The sequence below is a fragment of the Draconibacterium halophilum genome, from assembly GCF_010448835.1.
In the GTDB taxonomy this organism is placed as follows: Bacteria; Bacteroidota; Bacteroidia; order Bacteroidales; family Prolixibacteraceae; genus Draconibacterium; species Draconibacterium halophilum.
In genome coordinates this window covers 522,560-539,635 of sequence record NZ_CP048409.1, presented here as the reverse complement: position 1 = coordinate 539,635, position 17,076 = coordinate 522,560, and the positions used below count along the sequence as shown (strand labels likewise).

At 40.6% G+C, this 17,076-nt stretch carries 9 protein-coding genes; 5 read left to right on the top strand and 4 right to left on the bottom strand.

Translation table 11 applies throughout. The features are described from left to right. Positions 1-21 precede the first annotated feature (21 nt). The 4 genes from G0Q07_RS02040 to G0Q07_RS02025 all read right to left on the bottom strand — a co-directional run bounded on the left by G0Q07_RS02040 (position 22) and on the right by G0Q07_RS02025 (position 6,747). Complete coding sequence (locus G0Q07_RS02040; protein ID WP_163344512.1) at positions 22-1,650, bottom strand: RagB/SusD family nutrient uptake outer membrane protein; 1,629 nt, start codon at positions 1,648-1,650, stop codon at positions 22-24. An 18-nt stretch (positions 1,651-1,668) separates the two neighbouring features. Further along, the gene (locus G0Q07_RS02035; protein WP_246222967.1) at positions 1,669-4,959 is read right to left on the bottom strand and encodes a TonB-dependent receptor; all 3,291 of its coding nucleotides are present in this window, start codon (positions 4,957-4,959) and stop codon (positions 1,669-1,671) included. Between the two features lie 105 nt (positions 4,960-5,064). After that, the gene (locus G0Q07_RS02030; RefSeq protein WP_163344511.1) at positions 5,065-6,060 is read right to left on the bottom strand and encodes a FecR family protein; all 996 of its coding nucleotides are present in this window, start codon (positions 6,058-6,060) and stop codon (positions 5,065-5,067) included. Positions 6,061-6,198: 138 nt separating this feature from the next. Then, positions 6,199-6,747: an RNA polymerase sigma factor gene (locus tag G0Q07_RS02025; RefSeq protein WP_163344510.1), complete on the bottom strand. Its 549-nt coding sequence runs from the start codon at positions 6,745-6,747 to the stop codon at positions 6,199-6,201. A gap of 174 nt (positions 6,748-6,921) precedes the next feature. Between G0Q07_RS02025 and G0Q07_RS02020 the strand changes: the two genes are divergently transcribed. The 5 genes from G0Q07_RS02020 (at position 6,922) to G0Q07_RS02000 (ending at position 17,068) form a co-directional block, all read left to right on the top strand. Next, the gene (locus tag G0Q07_RS02020; RefSeq protein WP_163344509.1) at positions 6,922-9,405 is read left to right on the top strand and encodes a ligand-binding sensor domain-containing protein; all 2,484 of its coding nucleotides are present in this window, start codon (positions 6,922-6,924) and stop codon (positions 9,403-9,405) included. A 2-nt stretch (positions 9,406-9,407) separates the two neighbouring features. Then, positions 9,408-11,210 carry a hybrid sensor histidine kinase/response regulator transcription factor gene (locus tag G0Q07_RS02015; RefSeq protein WP_163344508.1) on the top strand — a complete coding sequence of 601 codons (1,803 nt, stop codon included), beginning with the start codon at positions 9,408-9,410 and terminating at the stop codon, positions 11,208-11,210. Between the two features lie 137 nt (positions 11,211-11,347). After that, positions 11,348-14,437 (top strand): SusC/RagA family TonB-linked outer membrane protein, encoded by a 3,090-nt coding sequence (locus G0Q07_RS02010; protein ID WP_163344507.1) that lies wholly within the window; start codon positions 11,348-11,350, stop codon positions 14,435-14,437. 21 nt (positions 14,438-14,458) lie between these two features. Then, positions 14,459-16,000 (top strand): RagB/SusD family nutrient uptake outer membrane protein, encoded by a 1,542-nt coding sequence (locus G0Q07_RS02005; protein WP_163344506.1) that lies wholly within the window; start codon positions 14,459-14,461, stop codon positions 15,998-16,000. Positions 16,001-16,069: 69 nt separating this feature from the next. Beyond that, positions 16,070-17,068: a glycoside hydrolase family 43 protein gene (locus G0Q07_RS02000; protein WP_163344505.1), complete on the top strand. Its 999-nt coding sequence runs from the start codon at positions 16,070-16,072 to the stop codon at positions 17,066-17,068. Positions 17,069-17,076 lie beyond the last annotated feature (8 nt).

The window sequence follows — 17,076 nt, the reverse complement described above, 5'->3', positions numbered from 1 at the left end:
TTATAGATGTGAATTAATTGACTAATATCCCGGGTTCTGGCTCAAATTCGTGTTTGTTTCCAGCCTTCCGCGAGGAATTGGATATATTGAGCGATAATCGCCGTTTGGAGAGTGCGATAAATATGACTTTGTTGTGTAAACTCCAAACCTAATCATATCCTGCCGACGGCGTCCTTCCTGGTTAAATTCCCAACCCAACTCATCAAGGAAACGACCGTACTGAATATCGCTACCACCTTCTTGTGTGGTATCGAATTCGTTACGAAGACCATAGTCATACACACTTCCTTCCATCAATTCAGCGCCTGTTACTGTTGCTTTTGCCGCATCATCGAAGGCACGTGCTCTAACTTCAGAAACAATTGTTGCTGCTTCATCTGCATCTCCTGTACGAAGTAAACATTCGGCCTTCATCATCAACACATCGGCATAACGGAACAAAGGGTAATCGTTATTCAGAATGTTTGAAGAGCCGAGTGCGATTTCAAATTTCTCGAATCGATAGCCATGAATTTCTTCAGAAGTATGAACTCCAGGCAGTTCGTTAATCAAGGCCAATGGTTCTCCAACCAAACTACCCATTGTTACATAAAGCGGATCGCCGGCGGCCGAATATTGTGGCCCCATCATAAAGTTATTGGTAAGACGTTTGTCTTCCGGATCGAATGTGTCTATAAATTGAGGAATAGCACACATACCACCCCATGGTGTTCCCTGCAAATTGTATTTTGCCTGCATTGATGGCTGACAAGTTTGCATGTGTATATCAAACGCATTCCATGCAGTTGTGTATTGATCGTCTATAGACAATCCGAAAATAATCTCCTTCGAATTTTGATTTTCGGTAACAAATACATTCTTCTGGTTACTTTCCAACACGTAACCTGCCCCCGAATTAATTATTGCGTTACATTGCTCAATACATTCATTCCACATTGCAGTGCCGGTATAAACTTCGGCATTTAAATACATTTTTGCCAACAGCGTACGTGCTGCCCATTCGTTAAAACGACCGTAGGTAAGCGCGTTAAAATCGGATGACAGGTACTGAAGGTTATCCGTAATTTCGGTAACAATAAAGTTGAATACTTCGCTTCTTGAACTTTGCTCGGGCAAAAAACCTTCCTCAACATCGAATTGGGTTACCAACGGAACATTTCCATATAAATCGATAAGTATGTAATAGTAACTTGCACGTAATACTTTCAGCTCTGCAAGCACTTCCTCTTCGGTCTCTTCAAGTGGAAGAAAACCTGATTCTACCTGGTAAATTACACGATTACAGTTGGCAATACCTGAGAATGTTCTGTCCCAGGTCTGATATACATTATCATCATCGGTAGTCCAGGTGTGTTCGTGGATACGACGGTAAATACCTCCATCAACCCAACCGTTTGGACGCCCCGGAATTACGACCTCGTCGGCGCCTACTTCCTGTGCACGCCAGTAACCATTCCACTCCAATAATATTTGTCTCCAATTTCCGTATGCCGAGCCAACAATGGCTACAATATCTTCTTCTGTTGGTTCGAATTGTTCGGCAATAATTTCTCCGTAACTCGTGTCTTCCAACTCGGTACATGATGAAATGACCAAAGCCAGAATTAGAAATAATATACCGAATTGATTGCTATATTTTATTTTTTTCATTTCTGATCAGTTTTAGAATTAAAAGTTAACGTTTACACCCAAAGTAAATGTCCGTGTTGTAGGATACTTATCACGACCATCGTTCCCCGGAGAAAGGCCGCCCCGGGATACTTCCGGATCGACACCTTTATAACCTGTGAAGGTGAAAGTGTTCAGAGAAGATACATAAACGCGAGCTCCTTTAATGTATTCATTGTCGAGATCAAAAGTGTATCCCAATGTAACGTTGTCAATTTTCCAGTAATCACCGTCTTCAATGTAGTACGAGTTGTACTCCAGATCCATTTCATCGCTCAATACTGCTTTTCCGAATATCGGATCGTAAGCTGATTGTAAACGATTATACTGAACAGACATTGTATTTTCGAGGTACATACGCTCGAAATTCAGAATCTGGTAACCAAAAGCACCACGCATGGTTACACCCAGATCAAAATTCTTATAACGGAAATTGTTGTTCCAACCTGCATAGAATTTTGGCAAACCGTTTCCAAGAACATGTTTGTCCTCAAACGCACGCGAGAACTCATCTAAAGGAACTGCATTTCCTTCGGCGTCTTCGTAAATCCACTTTCCGTCTTCATCAACATCAATAACTTTAAATCCGTAGAAATTACCGATCTCATCGCCAATATCAACACGATGGGTGAATGTTTGAATAGGTTCGCCTGTTCCTCCGGTAGTAAAATACTCCTGGGTTGCCTGGTACAAATCGTTCGATAAACTAACCAGTTTATTGGAGTTGGTAGAGAAATTAAAACTACTTACCCACTCAAAATCACGTGTTCGCACCGGTACTACATTTACCAATACTTCCAATCCCTTGTTTTCCATTTTACCAACATTGGCACGGGTAGTTGAAACTAAATTTGGTGGTACCGGAACAGTGAAATCGTATAACAATCCGTCGATGGTACGTTTATACACATCAACACTACCGCTTACACGGCTTTCGGCCAAAACAAAATCAACACCAAGGTTGGTTTCCTTTTTCTCCTCCCAGCGCAGGTATGGATTTGGATTTCGTGTTGGTGCCAATGTTTGCATCCACTGTCCGTTTGAATAAACCGAACCGGAATAACCGATGGTAGCAACACCCAGGAACAAACTGCTTGGCTGTGTTCCGGTTACACCATAACCGGCTCTGAATTTTAGGTCATCAACAAAAGAAACATTTTCCATGAATGATTCTTCGGAAATACGCCAACCAACAGAAACTGATGGGAAAGTACCCCATGGCTCTTCGGTTCCGAATAACTGACTTGCTGCCTCGTGACGCAAACTGGCCATTAACAAATAGCGGTTTTTGTAGTTATAATTTAAACGTCCGAAGAAACCAATAAGGTTGGTTTTGGTTCTTCTGCTTCTGATACCCGATGAAGTTCCACCTTCAAGAATTCCGGTACCCAGCTGAATTTGATCGGCACCAAATAAATCGGTAGGGAAATCCTGGTTTGTCATCAACAGATCATGCCAGTCATTATCCTGATAACTGTAACCACCTAAAACTGTAAAGCGGTGTTCACCAATAATTTTCAGGTATTCGGCCGTTAATTCAACCAAACGGTCGATCGATTCAACCGATGAATTTGAAGCATAACCATTCAATCCGTTACGAACGGTTGAAATATGATTTTTTGTTTCGTAGTAACTTCCACGCGAATTGTATTTTGAATAGCTAAACAATCCTTTTAACGTAAGTCCTTCAAATGGATTAACGATAACTGTTCCGTTCAATCGCGACCACTGCGAACGATTCTCACCGTTACTTTCTTTAATACGGGCAACAGGGTTATCGTAGTTGAAAGCTCCCGGGTTTTCGTACCATGTTCCATCAGGAGTTGTTATTGGCGCAGTTGGGTTGTAAATTTTTGCCTGGCGGTACGTATAGTTAGTACTGGCCACATTGTCGTGATAAATATTACGCGATAAAATACCCAGATTAAATTTGATCAGATCATCAAACATACTGTGGTTAATATCAGTACGTGCAGTGAAGGTTTTTTTACCTGTTTTCAGGAAAATACCTTCTGTATCGTTGTAATTTATGCTGGCTAAATAATTTGTCTTACTATTTCCGCCACGAAACGTTAAGTTGTGAACTTGCGATAATGGTGTTTGAGTAATTTCGTCGATCCAATCAGTTGTTGCACCAAGATCGTCACTGGCGTCGCGAATACCATCGGCTATTTGCCTGCGATAATCAGCCGCGGTAAGCATTTCGGCTTTTTGGGTAATTTGCTGTGTTGAAATATATGCCGTGTATTCTACGTTTCCATCGTATTCGCCACTGGCCCGTTTTGTTGTAATCAAAATTACACCATTTGTACCGCGGGTACCGTAAATTGCGGCCGCCGAACCATCTTTCAGTACATCAATTGATTCAATATCTTCGGGTGCTACAGCGTTAAAATCGCCAGGCACACCATCGATCAACACCAACGGGCTGCTGCTGGTTCCGAACAGCGTAGTATTACCCCTTAAAGTAATTGAGGTTCCGGCCAACGGGTCGCCACTACTTGATGTAATGGTTAAACCGGCTACTTTTCCCTGAATCAGCTGCCCCACGTCTTTTACGCTACCCTTTACAAAGTCTTCCGACTTTACCGAAGATACAGCACTGGTAACATCGGCTTTTTTTACTGTTCCGTAACCAATAGCCACTACTTCTTCAATTCCAATGGCATCAACAATCAGCGTTACATCAATTGTACTCTGATCGCCAACGGCAATTTCCTGTGTGCGCATTCCTACAAACGAATACTGTAATATGGCATCCGGAGAAGGAACTTCAAGGCTATATGCACCATTTACATCGGTAACCGTACCCCGGGCAGTTCCTTTAATAACTACTGTTACCCCGGGCATTGGATCCCCAAATTCATCTACCACTTTACCGGTTATCCGGTTTGGTTGTACCGCTTCGGCATCCGATCTGCTAAAAGAATCTCCTCCTTTACGAACAATAATGTAACGGTCTACAACTTCGTAGGTCATATCCGTTCCTTCCAATACATCATCAAGAATCTCGTTAATAGTGGCATCTTTTTTTGATACCGATACCTCGCTTAATTCCTGTAGATCTTCGTTTTTGAAAAAGAAGTAAAATTCACTCTTTTCTTCAATCTGTTTGAATAACTCAACAAAAGTGTTGTTTTTTAATGATACATCAAGCCGCGTATTTTGCGAATATGTTGATGCACTAACTGCAATCAACCCAACCAACAAAAAAGTGCAAGTAAGTTTCATTTTCAATAAAATTTGGTTTAACGACCGGTTTCTACCAATCGCTTTAATTAGTTTTTTCATACATTTACATGGTTTAATTTATTACTGAAATATTTAAATCGATTAGCGGTAGAGATGTTGCAGCATCTTTACCGTTTTTAATTCATAAGCGATTTTACATAGGCATTATTTTTTTGTAATGGTTATTTTGTCTTTTGCACCCGGCATATGCTTAAAATCTATTTCAACCGGCAATAACAGTTCAAATGCGGTTATAATCTGATTGAATGGTTTATCCTTAAGTATGGTTCCTGAAAAATTCAGCTCTTCTACTTCTTTGTCTTCCAGTGTTATATCTACATTATACCACCTTTCCAGGCGATCACATATTTCTGTGAGTTTTTCGTCGCGGAATACAATTTTACCTTCAGTCCATGATACATAAAATTCAGTATCGACTGTCGTTAGTTTTATATTTGAGTGATCATCAATCTTTAGTCGTTGCGATGGTTTGAGTTGTGCTATTTTTTCTCCTTCAGGACTATTAACACGAACACTTCCTTCAACAAGAGTTATTTCACTGCTGTTATCCTTCTCATATGAAATTACATTGAATTCAGTTCCTAAAACCTCAACTACCGAGTGCTTTAAGTTCACCCGAAATGGAATATCTGATTTTTCCACATCAAAATAAGCTTCTCCATCAAGTATTACATTTCGGCTTTTTCGGTCAAAAGAATTGCTGTAACGCAGTGTAGTACCCGAGTTGAGCCACACGTGTGTTCCATCACACAATGTTATTTCCGACATTTGCCCCAACGGCACTTTTACTTCTGCAAACTGCTCTACGTTTGCCCTTTCACCCCAAAGCTGAACCACCAAACCACCCAACAACAAGGCAACTACAAAAACGGCAGCATAACCCGAAACTTTCCGGAAGAGCTGCATGGTTTTGTTTTGTAGATTTCCTTTAATATATGTCCATGAATTTTGCTGCGAAACATGCGAAAGCTGTTGAGTTGCTTTAATATCCTCATTCAAATACGCTATTTCGGCGTACTTTTTAGCATATTTTTTATCCGTCAGATACGAACTCAGCTCACTTAACTCATTGGCGTTTGCCTCCTTATGAATTTTTAGCGTTGCCAATTCCCAAAATCTATCTTCGTTGTGTTCCTTCATCTAACTTTTTTTAAAGAGCAACCGCCACCTGACAGTTGCCCTTATAAATCCTAACTAACCAAATTAATCTATAAAAAACCGTTTGTAATTTAGTGACGAAAAAAAGATTGTAAGAGGGTGACAGGAATCGTGAATATTTTAATATTTCTTCAAAAAACAGAAAAAGAAGAAGTCGCCGGGATCTAACGATTCTTTTAAAAATTTATACGCACGAACCATCTGCGTTTTTACCGTATTCTTTGTAATGCCCAGCTTTTCTGCTATTTCCTGGTAAGTGCACGATTCAAAAATTGCCAGTTCTAAAATTTGTCGGCGTTTTTCGGGTAATCGCGATATGGCTGCATATAGTTTTGCATATCGCTGTTCGTTGTTAAGCTCTGTCACATCAGGAATATCAGGAATCTGATCAAAAGAAATCGTATTGTCATGTTTAGCGCGGTGGTAATCGATAATTGAATTCCTCAAGATTTGATACAGGTATGACTCCAGCGAAGATTTTATCGTAATGCGCTTTCTGTTTTTCCAAAGTTTTACAAAACAATCGGAAACAATGTGCTCAACTTGCTGATGATCATTAATTGATTTAAACGCAAATAAGCACATCGGATGGAAATACCGTTTGTGTAAATCGTGTAGGGCGTTTACATCTCCATTCTGAATATCTGTCCACATCTTTAGCCGATTCACTTACATTCGTTTATTGAAACAAAAATAGCATAGTTTAAAGTTAAAAACCAAACCACCCCGAAATCCACTTCTCAAAAGCTCCTGTATTTTTCATATTCAACTGAGAAGTAGCTCCTTGTCCAATCTCATTTAAATACATAGTTTTGTAGGCAACAATTAATACAGTCGGCACTTATGCAAAAAGTATTGAAATACGCTTTTCTATTCCTCCTGGCCATTCGTATTTGCATTACTACCAGTGCGCAAAACAGCACTTTACTTGAACAACCCCGACTGAATTACCTCACTACAAATGAAGGTCTGCCACAAAACACCATCGACTGTATTTTAAAAGACAGTAAGGGATTTATGTGGTTTGGCACCTGGAACGGACTCTGCCGTTTCGATGGGTATACTTTTCAGATTTTCCAGAGCCAGCAGGAGGAGTGGCTTCCCGGAAATTTTATACAAACACTTTCCGAAGACCAAAACGGAAACCTCTGGGTGGGTACCAATAAAGGACTTGCTTTTTTTGATTATTCTTTACTGAAGTTTATTGAGATCCCCCTTTTAAATGAAAAACTTGGAGCTGTTTCGATCACTCATATTATAAACGACAACAACAATAACATATGGGTGGCCACCGCCGGAAACGGCATCTGGAAAATTGAAAATAAAGAAGAGACAGTAACAACAGTGGAATCGGTTTTTGAAGATCAGCTTCCCGATAAAAATGTAAATCATTTATGCCTTTTACCCGATAATTATTTGCTGGTCGGCACCAATAATGGATTATCGGTTATAAATTTATCGGGCGGAAAGCTCAAACCGCTGTGGGAAAAACTTTATGACTACGACGATATTGAAGGTCTAAACATACTAACCATTCTTGCCGATCGAAGAGGCGACATTTGGCTGGGCACAATCGATGTTGGTCTATACCATTACAGCACCAGCACGCTCAATCTTACCTACTACGGTGCCAACAACAACAATCCAAACGATTTGAATCACCCGTCGGTTTATGATATTATTGAAGACCGAAACGGCATAATAATAGTTGGAACTCTGGGAGGTTTAAACTTTTATAATCCTGCCACCCAAAATTTTTCGAGTTTACCGGCAAGCACCGAGGAAAGAGAATACCTGAACAACCCCTTTGTAAACTCGCTTTATGCCGACGAATTGGGTAACATTTGGATTGGTACAGAAAAAGGAGGAATCAACCATTACAATTCCTACCAAAAACCATTTAATGCACTTACCCACGAAGCTGGCAATCCAAATTCCATAAGCCACAATACTGTTAACTCAATTTTTACCGAAGATGACGTTTTCTGGGTAGGAACAGCCGGCGGTGGAATTAGCCGCATTAGCAACAACGGCAGAAAAACAATCCATTTCCAGCAATCAGACGAAAACGACCAAAGTATAAACAGCAATTTTGTTACCTCGTTTATTCGCAATCATCAAAACCATTTGCTTGTGGGTACCTGGGGCGGTGGATTAAACAAATTACTGGCCGAACAGCAAAATCGTTTTGAAACCCTAGAATACATTCCCGGCGACAACAGAAGTTTGAGCAGTAACTTTATTTCCAGTCTTGAATACCTCGACAACAAACACATTTTAGTTGGCACACGTGGAGGACTCGACATCTATGATCCTGAAGATGATTCTTTTTTGCGTATTCACGAAAAAATGGACATCAACCAAACCCTTGAAATCGGGTGTCTGTTAACCGACAGCCAAAACAGAGTTTGGGTAGGAACCGAGAATGGTCTTTACCGATTTAACCGCTCGCAATTACTAACTTTCAACGAAAATACAGGGCAAATCAATTTCACCAAATTTGTTAGCGATCCGTCTGATTCAACATCGCTCAAAGGAAATTACATTATTTCGCTTTTTGAGGCGCACGACGGTACCATTTGGATTGGAACCTACGGTAACGGAATTTGTAAATACACCGAAAAAGGAAATGGCGGCTTTATTAATTACAACCAGCAAGACGGTTTATGCAATAACGTAACCTACGCCATTGAAGAAGACGCACAGGGCAATTTATGGATATCGACCGACAACGGGTTATCAAAATTTAATCCCGAGACCGAAACGTTTCAGAACTACTATTCAAGCGATGGTCTTTTAAGCGATCAGTTTTACTGGTCGGCTTCGTGTTCCGACGATCAGGGGAATTTGTATTTTGGAGGAATACAGGGACTCAACTACTTTAATCCAGCAGAGTTTGATTCGTACCCCAATATTCCGCAGCCCGTATTTACACAGTTCTCCGTTTTCAGCGAACCGGTAATTATTGGCGAAAAGTACCATTCAAAAATCATACTGAATTCGCCAATAAGCGAAACAAATGAGATAGAGCTTTCTTATAAAGATGCTGTTTTCTCCATCGAGTTTTCAGCACTGGACTATTTTCAACCGGGCAAAATAAAATATGCTTACCAAATGGAGGGCGTAGATCAAAACTGGGTTGAAGTGTCGTCGAACCGGCGTTTTGCCAATTACACCAACCTGTCGGGGGCGAGTATGTGTTTAAAGTTAAAGCGGCCAACAGCGATGGTATCTGGTCTGAAAAATCTACTGCACTTACTATTACCATTGTTCCACCTTTTTGGGAAACCGCTTGGTTTCAGATATTGGCGGTGGTTTTCTTTGTAACAATGGTTTTAATATATATTCGCTACCGAACTCAATTTCTAAAAGAACAAAAACGTAAACTGGAACAACAGGTTCGCGAACGCACTTTTAAAATTGAGGAACAAAAAGAAGAGCTTGAAAAACAAAACCAGCAAATTGCTCAACAACGCGACGAGGTAATCGAACTGAACGAGAAAGTAAAGCTGGTAAACCAGTTACGCTTACGATTTTTCACCAATATTTCGCACGAATTCCGTACACCATTAACACTCATTATCGACCCCCTGGAACAGTTAATGAGAAACATGAAAGGCGACGTTAATACACAAAACACGCTAAATATTATTAATCGAAATGCACAGCGCCTGTTGCACCTTATTAACCAGTTGCTGTATTTCCGCCGAATTGAAACCGGCAAACTAAAACTAAATGTGAGCAAAGGCAACTTGCAGGAATTTTTATATGGTATTTTCGAGTCGTTTAAAGACCTGGCAGAGCATCAGCATATAGATTACCATTTTATAAAAACCAAATTCACCGACGAAACGTGGTTCGACGCCGAAAAAGTTGAAAATGTTTTTTACAACCTGCTTTCCAATGCATTTAAAAACACCCCGCCATCTGGTTCAATAACCTTAAAAGTGGAAAAATTCGCTGAAGATCGGGAAGACTGTATTGCAGTTCCGTTTGTAGCCATTAGCGTAATCGATACAGGAAGAGGAATTTCGAAAGACCATCTGCCACACATCTTTAACCGGTTTTATAAAGATGCCGAATCGGGAAAACAAACCGATTTTACCAGCTCGGGTATTGGTTTGGCACTCACCCACGAGATTGTTCAAGCACTAAATGGCGAAATAAAGGTGAAAAGCGAACCTAAAAAAGGCAGCACTTTTACGGTTTGTATGCCCTATTCAAAAAACCGTTTTGAAAGTGATGCTATTAACGAAACCGGTATACCAACCGAAATCAACCTGGAGGGGCGTGTAAATGTACTGTCGGAGCACATTGTTGCCCGCAACACCGATTATGAATTGGAAGAAGAAGCACCCGATAATAAAACAAAACCAACCATTTTAATTGTTGAAGACAATTTCGATCTGCGTAGTTTCCTTCTGCAAACACTACGATCAGAATACCGTGTACTTGGTGCCGAAAACGGAAAAATTGGCCTTGGAATGGCTAAAAAATATTCACCCGAGTTGATTATCAGCGATGTGATGATGCCTGTTATGGACGGTATTGAATTGTGTAGCCGTATGAAAAAGAACATCCAAACCAGCCATATTCCAATTATTCTGCTCACCGCAAAAAACATGGTGGAAAGCTGGATTGAAGGCCTTGAAACCGGTGCCGACGATTACATTCCAAAACCTTTTAACCTGCAAATTCTGCAAATAAAAATGCGCAATATCATCGAGTCGCGCAGAAAGATCAAAAACATTTTTAGTAGCCCGGAAACCGTGTCTCCCGATCAATTTTCATCCAACAAACTGGATGAGGAGTTTGTGACAAAAGCCTATAAAGTGCTGGAAGAGAATTACCGCGAATCGGATTTTTCGGTAGAACAATTTGCCCGCGAAATGTTTGTAAGCCGAAGTTTGTTGTACAAAAAAATTAAGGCACTCACCGATCTGAACATTACCGATTTTATAAACTCATACAAACTAAAAAAGTCGGTTGAAATGATTAGAACAACCGATCTATCCATATCCGAAATCGCCTTTAAAACCGGTTTTAACGATCCTAAATACTTCAGCCGGATCTTTAAAAAGTTCTACGGATCAAGTCCTAGCGACTTTGCCAAAAAGCACGTTGATAACTGATTTTCTGCCCCTTACACTCCCTGGCGATAAGATTTCCACAATCGTCCACTATCCATATTAAATTGTCCACCCCCTTCTGCACCTTCCCTTCGTAATTTTACAACCAGAATTTAAAGTGTAAACCAATTTTATTAATTATGAAGAGAAACTTAACTTATCTATTAGTGTGCTTATTCCTATTCACTTCAGGAATAAGTTTCGCACAACACTCTGTTACCGGTGTTGTGTTCGACGCTGGGAACAATACCACCCTTCCCGGTGTAAATGTAGTTGAAAAGGGAACCACAAACGGAACCATTACCGATGTAGACGGTAACTTCACGATTAGTGTTTCAGACGACAATGCTGCACTTCAGTTTTCATTTATAGGTTTTATTGCGCAAGAAGTTCAACTTGATGGAAGATCAAATATTGAGGTGCAACTTCAGCAAGACGTATTTGGAATTGAAGAAGTAGTTGCCATTGGTTATGGTACTCAAAAGAAATCGGATCTTACCGGTTCTATTTCAATTGTTGAAACTGATGAAATGGCAAAAACCGCAACAAACGATGTTACCAAAGCTTTACAAGGTAAAGTGGCTGGTGTTTCCATTCAAAGTTCCGGTGATCCGGGTTCTGCTCCAAAAGTAAAAATCCGCGGTATTACTTCGTTTACCAATAACGATCCGCTTTATGTTATCGATGGTGTTTTTGCTCCTGCAAATGATATCCCAACCGAAAACATCGAGTCAATTCAGGTATTAAAAGATGCATCGGCTGCTGCAATTTATGGTTCGCGTGCTGCAAACGGAGTAATCATTATTACAACAAAACGTGGTACAAAAGGCGAGATGAAAGTTTCGTACAGTGGGTATTACGGTTTTCAGGAAATTACAGAAAGAATGGATGTACTTGAACGCGAACAGTATCAAACACTGGTTAACGAGTCAACCAATAATGCAAAAGCATATCCTGAATATAGCGAACTGTATATTTTTCCTGCAAACGACCCATCGAGCCCATACTATGTTGACAATGTAAACACCAACTGGCAAGACGAATTGTTTAAAACAGGTCATATTAACAACCAAACTGTTTCGGTTAGCGGAGGAAACGAAGTTTCGAATTTTAGTATGAGTTTGAACTATTTTGACCAAACCGGTACGGTTGAAGGAAACGGACCAAATTACACAAGATATGGTATAATGGTTAACTCCGATCACAAACTGGGTAAACTAAAAGTTGGCGAATCGTTACATTACACTTATGCTGATCGTGATTTGATGTCGTTCCTGCATGATGGAACAATGTTAGGTTACACGGCTTCTGCTATTCCTACACTGCCGGTTTACGACGAAACAAAAATGAATGGTTACTCTTCGGCCAGTGCCGATTTGCACGGAGCCTATTCTGCTAACGTTGTTGGTATGAATAATTTGATTGAGAGTAACACTAAAAGATACCGTTTGATTGGTAATATTTATGGTGAGTATGAAATTATAAAAGGATTAAAATACAAGCTTAGCTTAAGTTATGAGCGCACCGATTGGCGCGATTACCACTTCGAACCACTTTACGACCTGGGATGGTTTGCCGGTTTTTCAAACACCATTGCAAAAATGGATGACAACCGTGGTTACGGCTCAACAGGTACTATTGAAAACACCTTGTCGTACAATACAACAATCGACAAGTTTACAGTGAATGCATTGCTCGGACAAAGTGCTCTTAACACTTTCGTTACAAGATCTAATGGCCATGCAGAAGGTTTTTCAGAACCGTATTTCAAACAATTGAGTAACGGAGAAGACAGAACCAGCAGTGGCGACGAATTTCAGTCACGTTTGGCTTCTTATTTCGGTCGGGTAATTGTTGGATACGACGATAAATACTTGATGACAGCAACAATACGTCGCGATGGTTCATCACGATTCAGTCCGCAGAACAAATGGGGAAACTTCCCATCAGTAGCAGTGGCCTGGAAAGCCCATAAAGAAGACTTTTTAGCTTCAAGCGAATTTATCAGTCAATTAAAAGTTCGTGCCAGTTACGGTGTATTAGGTAACCAAAACATTGGTGATTACCTCTATCAGGGTTATATTAACCCATACGCAACTTATGTATTAAATGGTAGCGCAGTAGCTGGTGGAGCTCAATTTATTCCTGCTTCAACAGACATTAAATGGGAGCAATCTAAAACTACCAATATTGGTTTGGATTTCGGTCTTCTTGAAAACAGAATCCTGTTTACAACAGAATACTACGTAAAAAGAGTTGACGATCTGTTAGGAACTGTTCCAACTCCAACTCACCTGGGTTGGTACGATTGGGAATCGCCTGTACAAAACGCTTTGTCGGTTAAAAACCAGGGATTTGAATTTAATGCAACCTACCGTAAAGCTGAAGGTGAATTTAAATACAGCCTAAATGCTAACTTTTCTACCCTTAAAAACGAGGTGTTGAGCCTTGGTGAAGGTATTAACCCAATTGACGGAAACTGGAGTCGTACCGATGTTGGTACCGAAGTTGGTGAATTGTATGGTTATGTTGTGGAAAAAGTATTCCAGAGCAAAGCAGAAGTTCAAGCCTTGGATGCCAATGCTCCTGACGGCCTTTACCAGGAAAGTCTAACCGATGCCGGTGACTTCATGTTCAAAGATCTTAACGGTGATAACGAAATTACTGAAGACGACCGTACACACATGGGTAGTGCATTACCAAATTTTTATTACGGTTTTAACTTCAATGCTGAATATCGGAATTTCGACCTTACTATTTCAGCTCAGGGTGCTGCCGGAAACAAAGTAGTTAATGCAATAGGAAACGGTCTTCGTGCCGGTGCCGGTTTAGAAAATATGAGCACTGATTTGATGGACAGATGGACACCTAATAACACCGATACCGGAAGACCAAGAATTATTAGAGATGACCCGAACCGTAACACAAGAGCATCGGATTTCTGGTTGGAAGATGGTGATTACCTAAGATTCTCGAACATCGAGTTAGGATACACACTTCCTGCATCAGCACTCGATTTCTTAAATCTCTCATCAGTTCGCATATATGGTTCGCTTCAAAACGCTATTACAATTACCAGTTACTCGGGTTACGATCCTGAATTTAATAACGACGGATTATTTAGCCGCGGAACAGACAATGGTGCAGCAGCGAACAGAGGATTTACCGCTTTTTCAGGTGGATTACCTACACCAAGAACAATTCTGTTCGGCGTAAAGGTTGGATTTTAATAATAACTAAAAAGAATTATCATGAAATTAAAATATATTTTTCTTGCCTTCTTAACTTTGTTCATGGCATCATGTAACGAAGAGTGGTTGGAGCTAAGCAACCCAAACCTGCAAACTACCGAAACCTACTGGCAATCAGAAGCTGATGTAAAAGCCGGCGTAAGCGCCACATACATGGGATTACTTTACGATGGTACGTGGCTACGTTTTGTACCTTTCGCATTAAGCCTGAAAGGCGATGACATTCAAAGTTTCAGCCCGTGGCGCGTATTAAGTTTAACCGGTAAATTTAACCTTGATGAAGATCCGATTATGGCACAATGGCCATGGACTGCATTCTACGGTGTAATAAACAGAGCCAACCAGGTTCTTGAAAATATCGATAACGTTGAGTTTGCCAACCAGGCAACTTACGATCAATACAAAGGAGAAGCTTTATTTCTAAGAGGTTTATCAAACTATTACCTTGTTTCATTTTTCAGAAATATTCCTTTGGTAATGAATACGTACCAAAGCGAAGAAGATCTGTATCCTGAACAAGTAAGTCCTGAGGTTGCATGGGCTGCAGTAATTGATGATTTTAAAGCAGCAGCTGATTTATTGCCAACAACTTATCCTGAATCGGATTTGGGACGTGCTACAAAAGGTGCCGCACTTGCATTTGTTGGAAAATCATATTTAATGAACCACGACTACGAAAATGCTTCTAATTATTTGAAACAGGTAATTGACCTTGGCATTTATGATTTGGTACCAAATTACGCTGATAATTTCACCACTTCAAACGAGAACAATTCTGAATCGATCTTCGAAATTCAGCTCGACCGCAGTGTAGGTGGAACAGTACTTGGATGGGTAAGCCAACCTGCTGCCGACTGGTCGAAAACAACAGCTCACGCCATTACTTTTGCTCCAACTGGCTTTGGTTTTGGTGATGCTGCTGCAACACGATGGATTTTTGATGAATACATGGCCGAAAAAACTGTTGATGGTGAAGTTGACCCACGTGCTGTTGTAAGCATGAGCTACGATACAACTGCAACTACCATGTACGGAATTCCATTCAGAGAAGCTTTTGATGAGTCGAGATGGGATGATGTTTATATTCGAAAATACACAAACGCTTTTTCTACAGATGTAGAAAATGAGTTCGACTGGCGTTCGGATATCAACGAAAGAGTAATTCGTTATGCCGAAGTATTAATGATGTATGCAGAGTGTCAGTACGAACTTGGAAATGCTGCCGTAGCCGGACAATACATCCAAATGGTTCGCGACAGATCGAATTTGCCTGATATCTCAGCTGATATAGCTGCAATGGGAAGCCAGGAATTCTACAACCAGCTTTCGCACGATAAAGTGCTGGAGTTTGCTTTCGAAGGAATCCGTTTTGAAGATATCGTTCGCTGGGGTTGGTTATACGACTCAGCAAGACTTCAGGAACTGAAAGATCACGATTCAGAGTTTTCAGGATTTATCGAAGGTCGTGAATACTTCCCTATTCCACCTGCAGAACGCGATAAGAATCCGAATTATACACAAAACCCAGGTTGGGGTATTTAATAAATAGAAAAATTAGAAAGGGCAGGTTTCCTTTAACTTGCCTTTTCTTTTTTTTAATTACTCAATAGCATGCGGACATTATTTACAACAACTCTATCGCTTCTCTTTTTAGCACTAAATTTTAGCTGCACGCAAAGCGTTAAAAATGAGGTAGAAAAGACCACTGCCAGAGATACTACTCCAAAGCAGATCAATAATCCCATTATAACGGATAAATACACCGCCGACCCGGCTGCGCTGGTTTATAACGATACCGTTTATCTGTATGCAGGTCATGATCAGGCTCCGGTAGGAAAAAATTTCTACGAGATGAATGAGTGGTTAGTGTATTCCTCTACAGATTTGGTAAACTGGAAAGAACACCCGGTTCCGTTAAAACCTGCCGATTTTGAGTGGGCGGCACACAGTGCCTGGGCTGCTGAGGTAATCGAGCGCAACGGAAAATTTTACTGGTATGTAACGGTTGAACACGGAAGTATTCCGGGAAAATCAATCGGGGTAGCCGTTGCCGACAGCCCGGTAGGTCCGTTTCAAGATGCATTGGGAAAAGCTTTAATAACAAACGATATGACCACTGATCAAACACGGATCAGCTGGGACGACATTGACCCGACGGTTTTTATCGACGACGATGGTCAGGCTTACTTATACTGGGGAAATACCGCTTGCTACTGGGCCAAACTAAAAGAAAATATGATAGAACTGGATGGAGAGATCCACTCCGTCGACCTTCCTAATTTTACCGAAGCTCCATGGATTCATAAACGTGGCGACTGGTATTACCTGTCATACGCCTATCAGTTTCCCGAGAAAACGGCTTATGCCATGAGCAAGTCGATTACCGGCCCATGGGAATACAAAGGCATTTTAAATGAATTGGCAGGCAATTCAAATACAAACCATCAGGCTATCATCGAATTTAATAATCAGTGGTATTTTATTTATCACACCGGTGGTATTCAACCCAACGGCGGAAGTTTTCGCCGGTCGGTTTGTATCGACAGACTTTATTATAACGAAGATGGAACGATGCAGCGGGTTATTATGACCTCTGAAGGCATTCAATAAAAAATACT